This window comes from Corynebacterium incognita (assembly GCF_014217255.1).
GTDB lineage: Bacteria > Actinomycetota > Actinomycetes > Mycobacteriales > Mycobacteriaceae > Corynebacterium > Corynebacterium incognitum.
Genome location: NZ_CP059404.1, coordinates 294,274 through 309,194 on the forward strand (window position 1 = coordinate 294,274; position 14,921 = coordinate 309,194).

General features: G+C 64.5%; 13 protein-coding genes. 3 read left to right on the forward strand and 10 right to left on the reverse strand.

The genetic code is table 11. From position 1 onward, the window contains the following. Position 1 precedes the first annotated feature (1 nt). The 9 genes from H0194_RS01410 to rimP form a co-directional block, all read right to left on the reverse strand. Complete coding sequence (locus H0194_RS01410; RefSeq protein ID WP_185176115.1) at positions 2 to 679, reverse strand: 4'-phosphopantetheinyl transferase family protein; 678 nt, start codon at positions 677 to 679, stop codon at positions 2 to 4. Further along, positions 679 to 1,515: a metallophosphoesterase family protein gene (locus H0194_RS01415; protein WP_185176116.1), complete on the reverse strand. Its 837-nt coding sequence runs from the start codon at positions 1,513 to 1,515 to the stop codon at positions 679 to 681. Before H0194_RS01415 ends, H0194_RS01410 begins: the two co-directional genes overlap by 1 nt. Before the next feature lie 65 nt (positions 1,516 to 1,580). Beyond that, entirely contained in the window at positions 1,581 to 2,861 is a 1,281-nt protein-coding gene (locus tag H0194_RS01420; RefSeq protein ID WP_185176117.1) for an MATE family efflux transporter, read from the reverse strand. Between the two features lie 3 nt (positions 2,862 to 2,864). Continuing rightward, a complete protein-coding gene (locus tag H0194_RS01425; protein WP_185176118.1) occupies positions 2,865 to 3,836 on the reverse strand; it encodes a DHH family phosphoesterase in 972 nt (323 codons plus the stop codon). Positions 3,837 to 3,839: 3 nt separating this feature from the next. Beyond that, positions 3,840 to 4,286 carry a 30S ribosome-binding factor RbfA gene (gene rbfA / locus H0194_RS01430; protein WP_185176119.1) on the reverse strand — a complete coding sequence of 149 codons (447 nt, stop codon included), beginning with the start codon at positions 4,284 to 4,286 and terminating at the stop codon, positions 3,840 to 3,842. Positions 4,287 to 4,436: 150 nt separating this feature from the next. Further along, on the reverse strand, positions 4,437 to 7,238 hold the full coding sequence (infB, locus tag H0194_RS01435; RefSeq protein ID WP_185176120.1) for a translation initiation factor IF-2: 2,802 nt from the start codon (positions 7,236 to 7,238) through the stop codon (positions 4,437 to 4,439). A 115-nt stretch (positions 7,239 to 7,353) separates the two neighbouring features. Beyond that, positions 7,354 to 7,710 carry a YlxR family protein gene (locus H0194_RS01440; protein WP_185176121.1) on the reverse strand — a complete coding sequence of 119 codons (357 nt, stop codon included), beginning with the start codon at positions 7,708 to 7,710 and terminating at the stop codon, positions 7,354 to 7,356. Positions 7,711 to 7,856: 146 nt separating this feature from the next. Then, entirely contained in the window at positions 7,857 to 8,867 is a 1,011-nt protein-coding gene (gene nusA, locus H0194_RS01445; protein ID WP_185176122.1) for a transcription termination factor NusA, read from the reverse strand. 38 nt (positions 8,868 to 8,905) lie between these two features. Further along, positions 8,906 to 9,466, reverse strand: coding sequence for a ribosome maturation factor RimP (gene rimP / locus H0194_RS01450; protein ID WP_185176123.1), 561 nt, complete (start codon positions 9,464 to 9,466; stop codon positions 8,906 to 8,908). Between the two features lie 99 nt (positions 9,467 to 9,565). Here rimP and H0194_RS01455 point away from each other — a divergent pair, with 99 nt between their 5' ends. Both H0194_RS01455 and H0194_RS01460 read left to right on the forward strand, forming a co-directional pair. Further along, positions 9,566 to 10,387 (forward strand): DUF4439 domain-containing protein, encoded by an 822-nt coding sequence (locus tag H0194_RS01455; RefSeq protein WP_185176124.1) that lies wholly within the window; start codon positions 9,566 to 9,568, stop codon positions 10,385 to 10,387. Positions 10,388 to 10,391: 4 nt separating this feature from the next. Next, positions 10,392 to 12,356 (forward strand): MMPL family transporter, encoded by a 1,965-nt coding sequence (locus H0194_RS01460; RefSeq protein ID WP_185176125.1) that lies wholly within the window; start codon positions 10,392 to 10,394, stop codon positions 12,354 to 12,356. Here H0194_RS01460 and H0194_RS01465 read toward each other — a convergent pair. After that, entirely contained in the window at positions 12,337 to 14,112 is a 1,776-nt protein-coding gene (locus H0194_RS01465) for a proline--tRNA ligase (protein WP_185176126.1), read from the reverse strand. The genes H0194_RS01460 and H0194_RS01465 overlap by 20 nt on opposite strands. Positions 14,113 to 14,143: 31 nt before the next feature. Here H0194_RS01465 and yaaA point away from each other — a divergent pair, with 31 nt between their 5' ends. Continuing rightward, complete coding sequence (gene yaaA, locus H0194_RS01470; protein ID WP_185176127.1) at positions 14,144 to 14,893, forward strand: peroxide stress protein YaaA; 750 nt, start codon at positions 14,144 to 14,146, stop codon at positions 14,891 to 14,893. Positions 14,894 to 14,921: the final 28 nt, after the last annotated feature.

A 14,921-nucleotide genomic window follows, 5' to 3' on the forward strand; every position in this document is an offset into this window, starting at 1 on the left:
CTTACAGCTCAATGCCCGGGTGTTGCGGCACAGACGTAGCGACAACAACATAGTCCTCCGCCACGACCCAACGCCCAGTGATGAACGGCACCGGGGTCGGCCGCACCAGCAAGTAGGAAATGATGCTGCCGTCGTCACGGATGTCGATCTCCGCCTGCTCGAAGCCGAGCCAGCGGTGGGTCATGGGGAACCACGCCTTATAGGTCGCTTCCTTGGCACAGAATAGAATTCGGTCGGCACACTCGTAGCCCTGTTCGCGCAGGCGGTCAAGCTGCGCCGTTTCACCGGAACGAGCCACCTGCGGCAAAACTCCTTCTGGGAGTGGTTCGGCGGGCTCGACGTCGATGCCCATGGAGCGCACGAACTTCTCCGGCGCCGCTACCGCCGCCCGCAGCCCGGTGGTATGGGTCATGGAGCCCACGAACCCCTTGGGCCATAGCGGCATACCGCGCTCCCCCCGCAGAATGGGTTCTTGGCCGGAGTAGCCCAATTCCGCCAGCGCCCGGTGGGCGCACCAGCGGGCGTCACCGAACTCTGCCTTGCGCACTTCTACCGAATGTGACACTAAAGACTGTTCGAGGGGATGCAGGTGGTCGTAGTTGAGGAGATCAGACTCAGTGTCATCCGTACGCACGTAACAAAACCGCGCAGAGTCTGGGAAAAGGTCCGGCGTCAGCATCAGCGAATCGCCTCCCACGTATCCGTCACCGGGAGGACTTTGTCCGTGCGCAGCACCGGGTACGGCCACTGCCGTGTATGCAGCTGGCGGCGCCATTCTCGGGGATAGCCGAGGGACACCTCCACGTGCTTGACGCCGTCAACCTCGACCTCGCCGGGCATGTGCAGGTGTCCGTAAATCACCGCCTGGGCTTGGTAGCGCGTGGGCCACATGCGAGTGTGCTTACTGCCGCACCACAACGCCACCTCCGGCCAGCGCATCCGCAGCGTGGGTTCTTGTACCAACGGCCAGTGGTTGATGAGCACAGTCGGACCGTCGATACGCGAGAGCCGTTTGATGGAATACGCCAAGCGATCCCAGCACCACGCCCGCACATCCACGAACGGGGCGATGGCCACCTCATCCGTCATCATGATGGACTTGGACTCCGCCAACTTCAGCGATTCCTTCACGGAGGTACCTGGCTGGCGGAACGAATAGTCGTACAGGGTAAACAACGGCACGATGGTGGTCCCGTCAAACACCGGGTACGGATCCTCCGGTGTCACCACGTCAATTTCCCGACATAGGCGAACCAGCTCGTAGTATTTGTCGTATCCGCGTGCCTCATCCGACGACCGCGAGAACAATTCATGGTTGCCAGGTACCCAGATGACCTTGGCAAACCGCCGCCGCAAGGTGGTGAGCGTGTGGATGATGAGCTCGGTGCGCTCGGCAACATCGCCCGCCACAATCAACCAGTCCGAAGGATCCTCCGGCTGAATGGACTCAATGGTCGGGCCGTTGGCCTTCACCGCGGCATGCAAGTCCGCGACCGCCCACAGGGTTGTGGTCAACTCTCCGACCTCCTCAACAGCTTTGTCGCACCCGATAATTTCTAGTCACTAAAGTCTAGCGAAACTCAATCCACCACGGCCCACTTCATAGAACGGAACCGCAGCACCACCGCCACCGTGCGGATGCCGATGAACGCGGCCAGTCCCAACCAGATGACGGTCAGCCCCGCGCCCGTGACATAAGCCAGTGCGATGCCCGGTACAAAGCCGAGGACTACCGAGGCAATGGTGATGGTGCGCAGGAACGCGGCGTCCCCAGCCCCCAACAACACGCCGTCGAGGGCGAAGAGGACGCCACCTACCGCCACCATCGCCACCATAATCCACCACGGGCCGGCCAACGCACCCAGCACCTCCGGGGCCTGGGTAAATAGCCGCGGGATCAGGTGGTACCCCGCGGCGAATACACCCGCCAGTGCGCACGAAAACAAAGCCGAATAGCGAACAATGGTCGCGCCCACCGCCCGGGCATGGTCCTTGTCTCGCGCGCCGAGCGCAGCGCCAATGAGCGATTGCGCCGCGATCGCCAACGAGTCCAACACCAGGGTGAGGAAGTTCCACAGCTGCAGCTGAACCTGGTGCGCGGCAAGCGCCTGCGGGCCGATGCGCCCGGCCACCGCTGCGGCGGACAAAAACGCCACCTGGAAAGCCAGCGAGCGCACAATGAGATCGCGCCCCAGCACCAATTGCTTGACGACGACCCGCGGGCGCGGCCGCCAGTCCCCCTCGTGTTCGCGGACCAGGGCGCCGATAAAGCACGCGGAAGTGATAGTGAACCCCAGCAGGTTGGCGTACGCGGAGCCATCCACGCCCCACCAGCGCACGAAGAAAACCACGCACACCGCGCCCGGTATCACCCCCGCGAGGGTGAAATAGAGCGGCAGCCTGGTGTTTTGGATGCCGCGTAACCAGCCGTTGCCGGCCATATCAATGAGCGCGAGCGGGATGGCGAAGGCGCTGATGCGCAGCCAAGAGGCTGTCGCCTCTGCCGTCGTAGGGTCCCCGGCCATGGCCAAGGCGACGGCGTCGGCGGCGACCCACATGGTGGTGGCGAGCACCGCCCCTACCGCAATGGCCACCCAGGTTGCTTGAACGCCTTCCGCGACGGCACCCGCGCGATCGCTCGCACCGAACTTCCGTGCAGCACGCGCCGTGGTGCCGTAGCTGAGGAAGGTCAACTGGGTGGTCACCGCGGCCTGCACCGTTGTGCCCGCGCCTAACGCGGCGAGGGCATGCGTGCCCAGGCGCCCCACCACCGCGGTGTCGATGAGCAGATACACCGGCATGGCGGCAAGAACGCCCAGCGCCGGCAGTGCCAGCGCGAAGATTGTTCGCGCACTGACCATGTCTTAATCCATGGCGGTGAGCGCGGCGATCACTTCGGCGACCACGTCGTCGGGCGTTCCGGTGGTGATGTAGCCCGCGGCCGGGACGTGCCCGCCGCCGCCAAACTTCACGGCCAATTCCGCGCAGTCAATGACGGACGAGCGCAGGCTCACCGCCCAGACCGTATCAGTCTGGCCCTTAAACACCACGCCCACGTCCGTTCCTTCCAGTGCGCGCACGAAGTCAACGAGGGACTCCACGGCGGCATCGGAGTGACCAGCGATATCCGCGTGCGGCGCCACCAGCACCGCGGCGGTGTGGTTTCCGGCCGGGATCACGGACACGTTGGCCAGCACGCGGCCGACCATCTGCAGGTCGAAGTCCGTGGTGGAATCCAGCAGATCCTCGGCAATCCTCTTGGTATCCAGCCCGTAGCTCATCAGTCGCGCGGCCAGATCGTGCATCACCGGACGTCCCCACCGGAAGCTACCGGTGTCCGTCACCAGCCCCGCGTACAAGCAGTGCGCGATGTCCTTATCCGCGGGCACAGACATGCGATCGAGGAGTTCATCCAAGATGGTGGTGGTCGACTCCGCGTCCACGTCAATGAGGTTCGTGCTGCCGAATCCTACGTTAGAGGCGTGATGGTCGATGACGAGCAGGCGATCCTGCGTGGCGACGTCGGCGAGCTCCGGCGCCAAGGAACCCGTGCGGTCGATGGAACCACAGTCCACGGTGACGTAAAGGTCGTAGCCCTGAGGCAGAGTGTCCACGAGCTCGACTTCCTCCGCGCCCGGGATACTCAGGAGATTACGTGAAATCTCCCGGCGCTGGCCGATGACCGCGCGGGCGTCCTTGCCCAGCCGTCGCAGCCCCTTCACCAGCGCGGTGGCCGAGCCGATGGCGTCCGCATCTGGGCGCAGGTGGGTGATCACCAGGATGTTGTGCGCCTCTATAAGACGCGCAATCACCTGGTCGTAGAGTTGTTCTTCCACGGGCTAGGACTCCCCGTTATCCGCGGGCTTTTTGTACGGATCAGCATCCCCGGCCGGGGAGGCGTTCTCCTTGAGCTTGGCCAGCTCCTCGTCGCGCGCACGGGCGCGAGCGAGCAGCTCCTCCATGTGCGCGGAGGCCTCAGGGACGGTGTCCAGTTCGAAGCTCAGGCTCGGGGTGTAACGCACCGACAGGCTATCTCCCACCAGCTTGCGCAACTGACCGCGGGCGCGGTGCAGTGCTTCTGCGGCGGCCTCGGTATCCGGCTCTTCGTCGATGCTGGCGCCGCGCACCGTGTAGTAGATAGTGGCGTCGTGCAAATCGCCGGTCAGACGGCAGTCGGTGATGGTGACGAGCTCCAGGCGGCGGTCCTTAATGTCTCGTTCGATGGCCATCGCAACGATTTCCTGGATGCGTTTGGACAACCGTCCTGCGCGCGCGTTATCAGCCATGACAACCACCTTGCCTTCACTTGAGTAGACCTGAATTGTTAACAGCCACCCATTCTAACCCCGGGCCGGACAATGCAAAAGCTCCCGGCCCCGCACGTAGCGGTGACCGGGAGCTGCACAGGGCGTCGACAAGCGCCTAGGTGCGGCGCACTAGGTACGCGGAACCTCGACCTCGTCGTAGACCTGAACGATGTCGCCCTCCTGGATGTCCGGGTAGGACAGCACCATACCGCACTCGTAACCGGCGGCGATTTCGTTGACGTCGTCCTTCTCGTGGCGCAGGGACTCGATCTTCGCATCGGTGGTGATCACGTTGTTGTCGCGGACAATACGTGCCTTGCCACCGCGCTTGACCTTGCCCTCGGTGACCATACAGCCGGCGATGGTGCCCACTGCAGAGGACTTGAACAGCGCACGAATCTCCGCTGCACCCAGTTCGCGCTCTTCGTAGATGGGCTTGAGCATGCCCTTGAGAGCCTGCTCCACCTCTTCGATGGCGCGGTAGATGACGGTGTAGTAGCGGATGTCCACGCCCTCCTGGTTGGCTTCCTGCGTCGCCTTGCCCTCAGCGCGAACGTTGAAGGCGATGATGACGGCGTCGGAGGCCGCAGCCAGGGTGACGTTGGTCTGGGTGACAGCACCCACGCCGCGGTCGATGATGTTGAGCTCGACCTCGTCGTCGATCTCGATGCCCAGCAAGGACTCCTCCAGAGCTTCCACCGAACCGGCGTTATCGCCCTTGAGGATGAGGTTGAGCGTCGAGGTCTCCTTGAGCACTGCATCCAGGTCCTCGAGGGAAACACGCTTGCGGGCCTTCGCCTGCATTGCGGACCGTTTGCGGGCGTCGCGCTGTGCGGCGATCTGGCGTGCTACGCGGTCGTCCTCGACCACCAGTAGGTTGTCGCCGGCGCCAGGGACACCGTTGAGGCCCTGGACCTGGACCGGACGGGACGGACCCGCCTCTTCCACGTCGTTACCGAACTCATCCAGCATGCGACGCACGCGACCGTGCGCATCGCCGACGACGATGGAGTCGCCGACGCGCAAAGTACCGCGCTGGACAATGACGGTGGCCACCGGGCCGCGGCCGCGGTCCAGGTGAGCCTCGATGGCGACGCCCTGGGCGTCCATGTCCGGGTTAGCGGTCAGCTCCAGCGAAGCATCCGCAGTCAGCACGATGGCTTCGAGCAGCTGATCGATGTTGAGACCGCTCTTCGCGGAAATATCCACGAACATGGTCTCGCCACCGTACTCCTCAGGGATGATGCCGTACTCGGTGAGCTGGCCACGGATCTTATCCGGGGAGGCTTCCGGCTTATCGATCTTGTTCACCGCGACCACGACAGGGATGTCGGCGGCCTTGGCGTGGTTGATGGCCTCCACCGTCTGCGGCATGACGCCGTCGTCAGCGGCGACGACCAGCACGGCCAGGTCGGTGGACTTCGCACCACGGGCACGCATGGCGGTAAACGCCTCGTGGCCCGGGGTATCCAGGAAGGTGATGGCGCGCTCGGCGTCCTCGACCTCCACGTTGACCTGATATGCACCGATGCCCTGGGTAATGCCGCCGGCTTCGCCCGCGCCCTCGTTGGTCTTACGGATGGTGTCCAGAAGGCGGGTCTTACCGTGGTCGACGTGACCCATGACGGACACGACTGGAGGACGGTTCTCGAGTGCCTCCTCGCCGCCTTCGTCCTCACCGAACTGCAGGTCGAAGGACTCGAGGAGCTCGCGATCCTCGTCTTCAGGGGAGACGACCTCGACCTCGTAGTTAATCTCGGCACCGAGCAGCTGCAAGGTCTCCTCGGACACAGAAGCGGTGGCGGTGACCATCTCGCCCAGGTTGAACAGGGCCTGCACCAATGCTGCCGGATCCGCACCGATCTTCTCGGCGAAGTCGGACAGGGAAGCACCGCGGCGTAGGCGCACCTTGGAGCCACCGCCGTCTGGCAAACGCACACCACCGACGACGTTTGGTGCGCTCATTGCCTCGTATTCGCTGCGCTTCTGACGCTTGGACTTCTTGCCCTTACGCGGAGCGCCACCAGGACGGCCGAAAGCACCCGCGGTGCCGCCGCGGCGACCGCCGCGACCACCACGGAAACCGCCCGGAGGGCCACCGGCACCCGGGCCATGCCCAGTTCCGCGGCCACCGCGGCCGCCACGGCCACCAGCGCCTGCACCGGCTGCCTTGGACGGCATCGCTGCGGGGTTCGGGTGTGCCGGCATCATTGCCGGGCTAGGACGACGACCGCCGCCCTGACGCTCTCCGCCTGGACGCTTACCGTCGCCCTGCGGCCGCTGGTTCGGGCGCTCGCCGCCGCGTGGCTTACCGCCGCGCTGCTCGCCCGGCTTTGCGCCTGGACGCGGGCCGCGGCCGCCACCGGGACGTGGCGGACGCTCGCCACCGCCGGTGGAAAATGGGTTGTTGGCCACGCGCGGACGACCGCCCGGCTTCGGCATAGGACGCGGCATCGCGTTGCCCGGGGTTGGGCGCTCGCCCTGACCGCCCGGCTTCGGGGTCTTCGCTGCGCTGGCTGGGGTCACTGCAGGCTTCGGCTTCGGAGCCCCGGGCTTCGGCGCGTTGGCCGGAGTTGCGGGGGTTGCGGAAGTCTTGGCTGCAGGCTTCGGTGCGTTGGCGGGAGCCGCCGGGCTCGGCTTTGCCGCTGCGGGCGCTGCCGGCTTCGCGGCCCCGGGCTTGGCTGCAGAAGGCTTGGGGGCGCCTGGCTTAGCAGCCTTCTTATCCGACTTGTTGTCGGCCTTCTTCTCGGCGTCGGCCTCGCCGCCGCCCTGCGCCTCATAATGGGCACGCATCTTTTTCACCACTGGGGGTTCAATGGTGGATGACGCCGTCTTGACGAACTCGCCTTGCTCTTTCAGCGTGGCGAGCAATTCTTTGCTGGTTACGCCGAGCTGTTTTGCCAACTCGTGTACACGTAGCTTTCCGGGCACTTGTCTCCTCTTAGGTTTCCTAGAGGCCACAGGCGCCCGTCGTGCGGGGCCGGACCTCTAGTTGTGGTCGTTGACTTTCATCGCTGATGCTTCATCGTTGTGTCTTCATCAGTGCTTAGGTCTTCCTTACAATCTCATCGGTCCGACCGGCAGCCATCGCGGTATCCGCGGCGGCGTCCGGACGAAGCAGAATCTCCAGGTACTCGCGTACCTTCGTAGTGTCTACTGTGGCAGACGCACGGAGGGCGCGTCCAAAAGCGCGCTTGTCCTCCGCCAGCTTAAATGCTTCCAGGGTGGGCACGAGCCACGCTCCCCGACCGGGAAGGCGGCGCGCCGGATCCGCAAGCACCACGGAACGCGAAGGATCTTGCGGATCCAACGCAACGCGCAGGAGTTCAGACTCCGGGTGGCGGGTGCGGGTGGCGATACACGTGCGAATGCGGGGCTCGCGTTGAGGGCGCGACTGTCGCATTCAGCTCCTTAAAACGTTAGACGTCATTGGCGTGTTTCGTGCTCGACCATTGAAGGCATCGAGGCCAACCACCTAGTTTACGCTAAGTTCACCCAAAAATGAACCGACTCACCCACTACGGGCCCGCACAGTACTCCGTTCGTGCTCTAAGACGCCGGATCGGCGTCGGAGTGGATATCGATCTTCCAACCGGTCAAGCGCGCGGCGAGGCGGGCATTCTGGCCTTCCTTACCGATAGCCAACGACAGTTGGTAGTCCGGTACCGTCACCTCAGCCACCTGGGCCTCGGGGTCGAGGACTCGTACGCGCACAACCTTGGACGGCGCCAGAGAATTACCCACGTAGGTCGCCGGGTCCTCGGAGTAATCGATAATGTCGATCTTCTCCCCCGCCAGCTCCTTCATGATGTTGCTAACGCGCTGGCCGCGCGGGCCAATGCAGGCACCCTTGGCGTTGAGGCCCTTGGCCTTGCCGACGACCGCGATCTTCGAGCGGTGGCCCGCCTCGCGGGCGATGGCGACGATCTCAACGTTGCCGTCCGCCACCTCAGGGACCTCCAGCTCGAACAAGCCGCGCACCAGTTCCGGGTGGGTACGAGACAGCGCGATCTGCACGTTGGCGCCGGAGCGATTCACACCCACGACGAAAGCCTTGATGCGGTCACCATGCTCAAGCTTCTCACCTGGGATCTGCTCCGCGGGCAGCAGGATGCCGTCTTGGGACTCGTACTCGGAGCCAAGCTGTACCACGACGATGCCACGCGCGTTGGCGTGAGCATCACGCTGAACGATGCCGGAAACGATCGTGCCCTCGTAACCGTGGTAGCTGTCGAAAGTGCGCTCTGCTTCAGCCTCGCGCAGGCGCGCGACGATGGCCTCACGGACGGCCCTGGCACCCACGCGGGAGAAGTTCACTGGGGTGTCGTCGTACTCGCTCAGTACTTCGCCTGTCTCCGCGTCGCGTTCCGTGACGATGACGGCTACCGCACCGGTGTCCTGGTCAATGTCGATGCGGGCCTTGGTGTTCTCGCTGGCTTCCGTCTCGCGGTACTCGCGGTAGGCGCGCAGCAGCGCCCCGGCGATGGTGGACATGAGGTCACGAACACTGACCCCCTGTTCCTTCTCAATCGAGCGCAATACCTGGAGATCAATATTCACTTGTTGTCCTTACCAAAGATTTCAATGTCATCTACGTCTTAGCTCGCTGGCGTGGCCAGTTTCTCCGCCTCCGCAAAACCCAACGCGGCGATCTCAGTTTCTGCCGCCGGTGGTTGTGCGAACTCAATATCTACCACCGCGTCCTCCACGTTGGCTAATTGCACGACGTGCACGGCTGGGACCTTGGCCTTCGTCGTGATCAAGATCACCGCATTGTCTTCCGGGCTCAGCGCTCCGATACGAAAGGTCTGTGCCTTGTTGTCGTCCGCGAGACGAACTTTAGCAATACGTCCCGCATTGCGACGCCAGTGGCGCGGTGCGGTCAGCGGCAGATCAACGCCGGGAGTGGACACCTCCAGGGTGTATCCCGCACCGAAGTTGACCTCGCCCGCTGCTTCGGCGGCGTCGAAGGTATCCGAAATCTCTCCGGAAATAACCTCAAGGCGGTCCAAATCGGGACGATCGTCCGCGTCGACCTTGACGACGACCTGAGACTTCTTCCCCGCCGGCGTAGCCTTGATACCCTCCAGGTCCACGCCGTGGCGCTCAAGCACCGGCGCGAGGATCTGGGACAGCCGTTCTGTATCTGGAAATGCCATAGTCCCCAGCCTATCGCCAATTCCGGCTTGGAGGTGGGTAAGGTCTTGTGAGTGTCACGTCTCAAGTCTGTCGCCGCCGGGCTCTGCACTCTTACACTCGTGCCCGCCTTGTCCGGCTGTGAGCCCCTCCAGCCCCTCTTCAATGCTTTCGGCCCCACGCCCGACGCGGCGTTGGTCACTCTAGCCCGGGATGCTGAAGCCGATGCTGCCTCCCGCACGCTCGCCGCCGATCCAGATAAGGCGGCCGGGCGCATGGACCACGCCGCGGCGCTGTATGCGGAGATCGAGCGGATCTGCGGGACCGACGCTGACGGCAACGCCCCCGAGTCCTGTGCGGTAGAACGTGGGGAGTTCACCCCGCTTCCCGACGACGCTACCACCGCCGACGTCTACAAGGACTCGCGCGCCCAGCTTCTCGACGCCCTGGACCAGGTCCCGGAGTCCTCCCGCACGCTCATTGTGGAACAGGCCATCGACCTGGCCGCCGCCAGCTTCAGTCCGGCCGACTTCACCGCTACGCCGAACCTCGGTGAAGAAGGCGTCGCCCCGGCGGACATCGAGGCCGCCAAGAAGCTCCTCGATTGGGAGTATTCGGTCATTTACGCCCTCGACGTCACCGAAGCCTTCGCGGGGGGAGGTACCCAAGCCCAGGTGGAGGAGGCACTCGGCCGCCACGAACGCCGCGTCGCCAAGCTCAGTGATGCACTGGAGTCCGCCGGGGAAGTGCCCGCGCCGGCACCAGCCTACGAAGCCAGCGGGGCGCCTCTGCCCTCCTCGGGGAAGCAGGCGGCAGGCTACCTCGCCTATCTGGACAAGGAAGACGCCGCGCAGTGGGAGCATGCCGCGGTTAACGCGGAGTCGGCCGCGTGGCGGGATTGGGCAGTGGTTGTAGCTGGCACATCACGTGCCCGCCTAAACTAACCGCATGACATCTTCATGGATTCGCGCACAACGTTTCGTGGCGTTGTTCTTCCTTGCCCTTGGCATCGCTGCCGTCGCCATCGGGCCGTTCACGCAGGCGCAGTCTTCCACCGCCACGCTGCCAGACGACAGCCAGGCGGCAATCGTTGCCGAGATGCAGGACGCCGCCGGTACTGGTGATACTTCCGCGGCCATTGTGGTGCTGTCCTCGCCCACCGGGGAGCGCCTGGATATCAAAGATGTTCAGGCAGCGGCCAAGGGGCTGGGCGGGCCAGCGATCCCTAACCCGGACGGCACCGCGGCGCTGGTCCCTACCTCGGTGACGGCGACGAACAACACCGAGAACTCCGATGCCATTGAGAAGCTGCGTGCCGACGCAGCGAAGGCCGCAGAAAGTGTGGGCGCCACCGCTCAGGTCACTGGACCTGCGGCCATCAAGGCGGATCTCGCGGGTGTGTTCGCGGGCGCTAACTTCCTGCTGCTGGGCGTGACCGCGCTCATCGTCGCGGTGCTGCTGATTATCACATACCGCTCCCCCATCTTGTGGCTACTTCCGCTGCTGGTCATCGGTGTGGCGGACCGTGTTGCCGCCACAGTTTTCACGTGGGTGCTGGGCGCACTGGGTATGCAGTGGAACGAATCCACCTCGGGCATCTTGTCCGTGCTGGTTTTCGGCGCCGGCACCAACTACGCCCTGCTGCTCATCTCGCGCTACCGCGACGAACTCGGCTCGCACGAGGACCGCTACGCGGCCATGGGCGCGGCGTGGCTTCCGACATTGAAGGCCGTCACTGCTTCGGCCGCCACCGTCATCGTGGGCGTGTTGTGCTTGGTACTTTCTGCCATCCCGACGACCCGCGCGCTCGGTGTGGCGTCCGCGCTGGGCATCGTGGTGGCCTGGACCTTCGCGTTGTTCGTCCTACCGGGGCTCTTGGCATGGTGCGGCCGCTGGGTGTTCTGGCCTAAGAAGCCGAAGCTTGGCGACGTCCCGCAGCACGCCTTCTGGGATCGCGTGGGCGCGGTTGTGGACAAGCAGCCGGCCAAGGTTGCGGCGGCGTCACTGGCGGCGTTGGCCGTGTGCTGCGTGGGCTATTTCCAGCAGTCCACCGGCCTCGGCCAGGCGGATCAGTTCATCGACACTCCGGAATCTATTGCGGCCTCTGACACCATCGCTGAGACATTCCCCGAGCAAACCGCCACCCCGCCGATCGTGGCTACCAAGAACGTCCAGCAGACACAGGCGACGCTCAAGGACCTCGGCGCCTCCGCACGCCCGCTGGGAGATCCCGTGAGCTTCCAGACTGTGAACGACTCAGCCCCGGCGGACTACACGCTGCTACAGATCTCCGGAGCGGACACGCAGGCATTGCGCGCAGTACTTCCGGGAGCCTTCGTGGGTGGCCCCGATGCCAACCTGATCGACGAAGAGGACTACTCCGCCGCCGACCGCACGCTCATCTTCCCGCTAGTGCTCGCGCTGGTCTTCGTCATGCTCATGGTGTTGCTACGCTCTCTCCTCGCGCCGCTCATCATGGTCGGTTCGGTGCTGCTTACCAACGTGGCCGCGCTCGGCCTGGGCTGGTGGGTATCGCACTTTGTCTTCGGCTTCGAGCACTTCGCGTCGTCCACGCCACTATTTAGCTTCGTGTTCTTGGTGGCGCTGGGTATTGATTACACGATCTTCCTCGTCACCCACGCCCGCGAAGACGCCGCCGCGGTGGGCACGCGCCGCGGAATCCTCACGGCGTTGTCCTCCACGGGTGGCGTCATCACTTCCGCCGGCATCTTGCTGGCAGCGGTTTTCGCCGCACTCGGCGTGCTGCCGCTGGTGGCACTGGCACAGATTGGTATCACCATCTTCTTGGGCGTCCTATTGGACACCCTCCTAGTCCGCACCATTCTGGTGCCCGCCATCGTCCAGCTGGTCGGCGAGAAGTTCTGGTGGCCCGCTACCGTGCGGAAGCAATAAGCTCCTGGAGCGTGGCCACGATGTCCCCGGCGGGGACTTCGAGGGTCTCTCCGCCCCGGATACGCAGTTCGATGATGCCGTCCTTGAAGCTGCGGCCCAGGATGGCTGCAAACGGCATACCAAGCAGCTCGGCGTCCTTAAACTTCACGCCCGGGGACACCTTCGGGCGATCGTCGAAGAGTACCTCCACGCCGGCGGCGTCAAGCTCCGCGACGAGCTTCTCACCCGCCTCCATGGCCTCAGGATCTTTGTTCGCCACGGCCACGTGCACCTGGTACGGCGCAACGGCCACCGGCCACTTCAGGCCCTTCTCGTCGAGGTTTTGCTCCGCCAGCACGGCCATCATGCGGGAAATGCCGATGCCGTAGGACCCCATGGTCGGCACCGCGCGCTTGCCGTTCTCGTCCAGGATCTGCACGTCGAAGGCCTCGGTGTACTTGCGGCCCAGCTGGAAGATGTGGCCCAACTCGATGCCGCGCTCCAGCGTCAGCGTGCCCATGCCCTCCGGTGCCGGGTCGCCCTCGCGCACCTCCGCGGCCTCGACGGTGCCGTCCACATGGAAGTCACGGCCGGCCACTAGGCCCACGACGTGGCGATTCACCTCGTCCGCGCCGGTGATCCACACCGAGCCGCGCACCACACGCGGGTCCGCCAGCACGCGCACCTCGTTGGCATTGAGCCCGCGCGGACCGATGTAGCCGCGCACCAGGAACGGGTACTTCTTGAAGTCCTTGTCCTCAGCCAAACGGAACTCGGCTGGTTCCAACGACGCCTCCAGGCGCTTTTCGTCCAGCTCGCGGTCGCCCGGAATGAGCACGCCGACGAGCTCCTCGTCGTCACTGTAGGCGGCCACGCCGGGCTGGCGCACCATAACTGCCATGCACTTGAGAGTGTCCGCTGCGGTCACCGCGTGGCCGTCCACGGTCACCCCGGCGGTATTGGCCCAGTCCACGAGCGTGGCAATGGTCTCGGAGTCTGGGGTCTCGTGCACTACGGCGTCGGCAAGCCCCTCGATAGAGCGCTCCTCCGGCGCAGGCGTCACAACGGCCTCGACGTTCGCGGCATAATCGCCACCGGTGGCGCGGACGAACGTGTCCTCGCCCACCGGGGAGACCGCCAGGAATTCCTCGGACGCAGAACCGCCCATCGCACCGGACGTCGCCTGGCAGATTGCGTACTCGATGCCCAGGCGATCAAAAATATTCTGGTACGCCTTGCGGTGGCGGGCATACGACTCGTCCAGCCCCTCATCGGTCATGTCGAAAGAGTAGGAATCCTTCATGACGAACTCACGGCCGCGCAGGATGCCCGCGCGGGGGCGCTCCTCGTCGCGGTACTTGGTCTGGATTTGGTACAGCGTGACCGGGAAGTCCTTATACGACGAATACATGTCCTTCACCGCGTCGGCAAACATCTCCTCGTGCGTTGGCCCGAGAAGCATGTCGTTGCCCTTACGGTCCTGTAGGCGGAAGAGATTGTCGCCGTACTCGGTCCAGCGCTGCGTCTTCTCATAGGGCTCGCGTGGCAGCAACGCCGGGAAGAGGAGTTCCTGTCCACCCATGGCGTTCATTTCCTCGCGCACCACGTCCTCGATCTTGCGCAGGGTACGCAGCCCCAACGGCAGCCAGGAGTACACGCCCGGCGCGGCGCGGCGAATATAGCCGGCGCGAACGAGCAACTTGTGGCTGGGGACTTCGGCATCTGCGGGATCCTCGCGCAGCGTGCGGAGGAAGAGCGTGGATAGGCGTGTAATCATGGCTCAAAATATACCCGGTTATGCTTGACCCATGCTCATAGTGTTGCCCCCTTCTGAGACCAAGGCGCCGGGTGGGGAGCATCCGGCCATCACGTGGGAGGAGCTGTCCTTCCCTACCCTGGACGCTCCTCGCCGCGCCATCGCCGCGGATCTGGTGCAGGTGTGTTCCGCAGAGCCGGACCGCGCGCGGGAGGTTCTCGGCCTGTCAGAGAAGCTGCGCCCCGAGGTGGAAGCTAACGCTGTGCTGGAATCCGCGCCGACGATGCCCGCTCTCCTGCGCTATACCGGCGTGCTCTACGACGCCCTCGACGCTCCCACGCTTGGCGACGCCGCCTGGGAACGGTTAGCCATCGGTTCCGCGCTCTTTGGGTTGCTCTCCGCCCGCGACCGCATCCCCCACTACCGGTTGTCGGGCGGGACGAAGCTGCCCCACGGCGCCGAGGTGCCGACAATGAAGAAACGCTGGGGCAAGGCAATCAGCGCGGTGTTGGGCGAGGTGGCCACCGAGGAGATGGTGGTGGATCTCCGCTCGGGCACCTACCAGCAGCTCGGGCGGTGCCCGCAGGCGGTGACGGTGCGGGTGGAATCGGTGCAGCCGGACGGCTCGCGCAAGGTGGTCAGCCACTTCAACAAGCACTACAAGGGGCAGCTGGCTCGCGCGTTGGCCCAGGCGGATGGTGAGGCAACCAGCCTTGACGACGCCGTGGATCTCTCCCGTGCCGCAGGCTTTACGGTGGAGGCGCCCGCGACGAATAGCCGCGAAATCACGCTGGTGGTCTGAGGTTTCTCAAATTTCTCAATTGCCTCCG

What these genes read in the sequence shown, in the direction of transcription:
- H0194_RS01420 (WP_185176117.1), bottom strand. Translation starts at nt 2,861, where the DNA reads ATGGTCAGTGCGCGAACAATCTTCGCGCTGGCACTGCCGGCGCTGGGC.
- H0194_RS01440 (WP_185176121.1), bottom strand. Translation starts at nt 7,710, where the DNA reads ATGCGACAGTCGCGCCCTCAACGCGAGCCCCGCATTCGCACGTGTATC.
- H0194_RS01465 (WP_185176126.1), bottom strand. Translation starts at nt 14,112, where the DNA reads ATGATTACACGCCTATCCACGCTCTTCCTCCGCACGCTGCGCGAGGAT.
- H0194_RS01410 (WP_185176115.1), bottom strand. Translation starts at nt 679, where the DNA reads ATGCTGACGCCGGACCTTTTCCCAGACTCTGCGCGGTTTTGTTACGTG.
- rbfA (WP_185176119.1), bottom strand. Translation starts at nt 4,286, where the DNA reads ATGGCTGATAACGCGCGCGCAGGACGGTTGTCCAAACGCATCCAGGAA.
- yaaA (WP_185176127.1), top strand. Translation starts at nt 14,144, where the DNA reads ATGCTCATAGTGTTGCCCCCTTCTGAGACCAAGGCGCCGGGTGGGGAG.
- H0194_RS01460 (WP_185176125.1), top strand. Translation starts at nt 10,392, where the DNA reads ATGACATCTTCATGGATTCGCGCACAACGTTTCGTGGCGTTGTTCTTC.
- rimP (WP_185176123.1), bottom strand. Translation starts at nt 9,466, where the DNA reads ATGGCATTTCCAGATACAGAACGGCTGTCCCAGATCCTCGCGCCGGTG.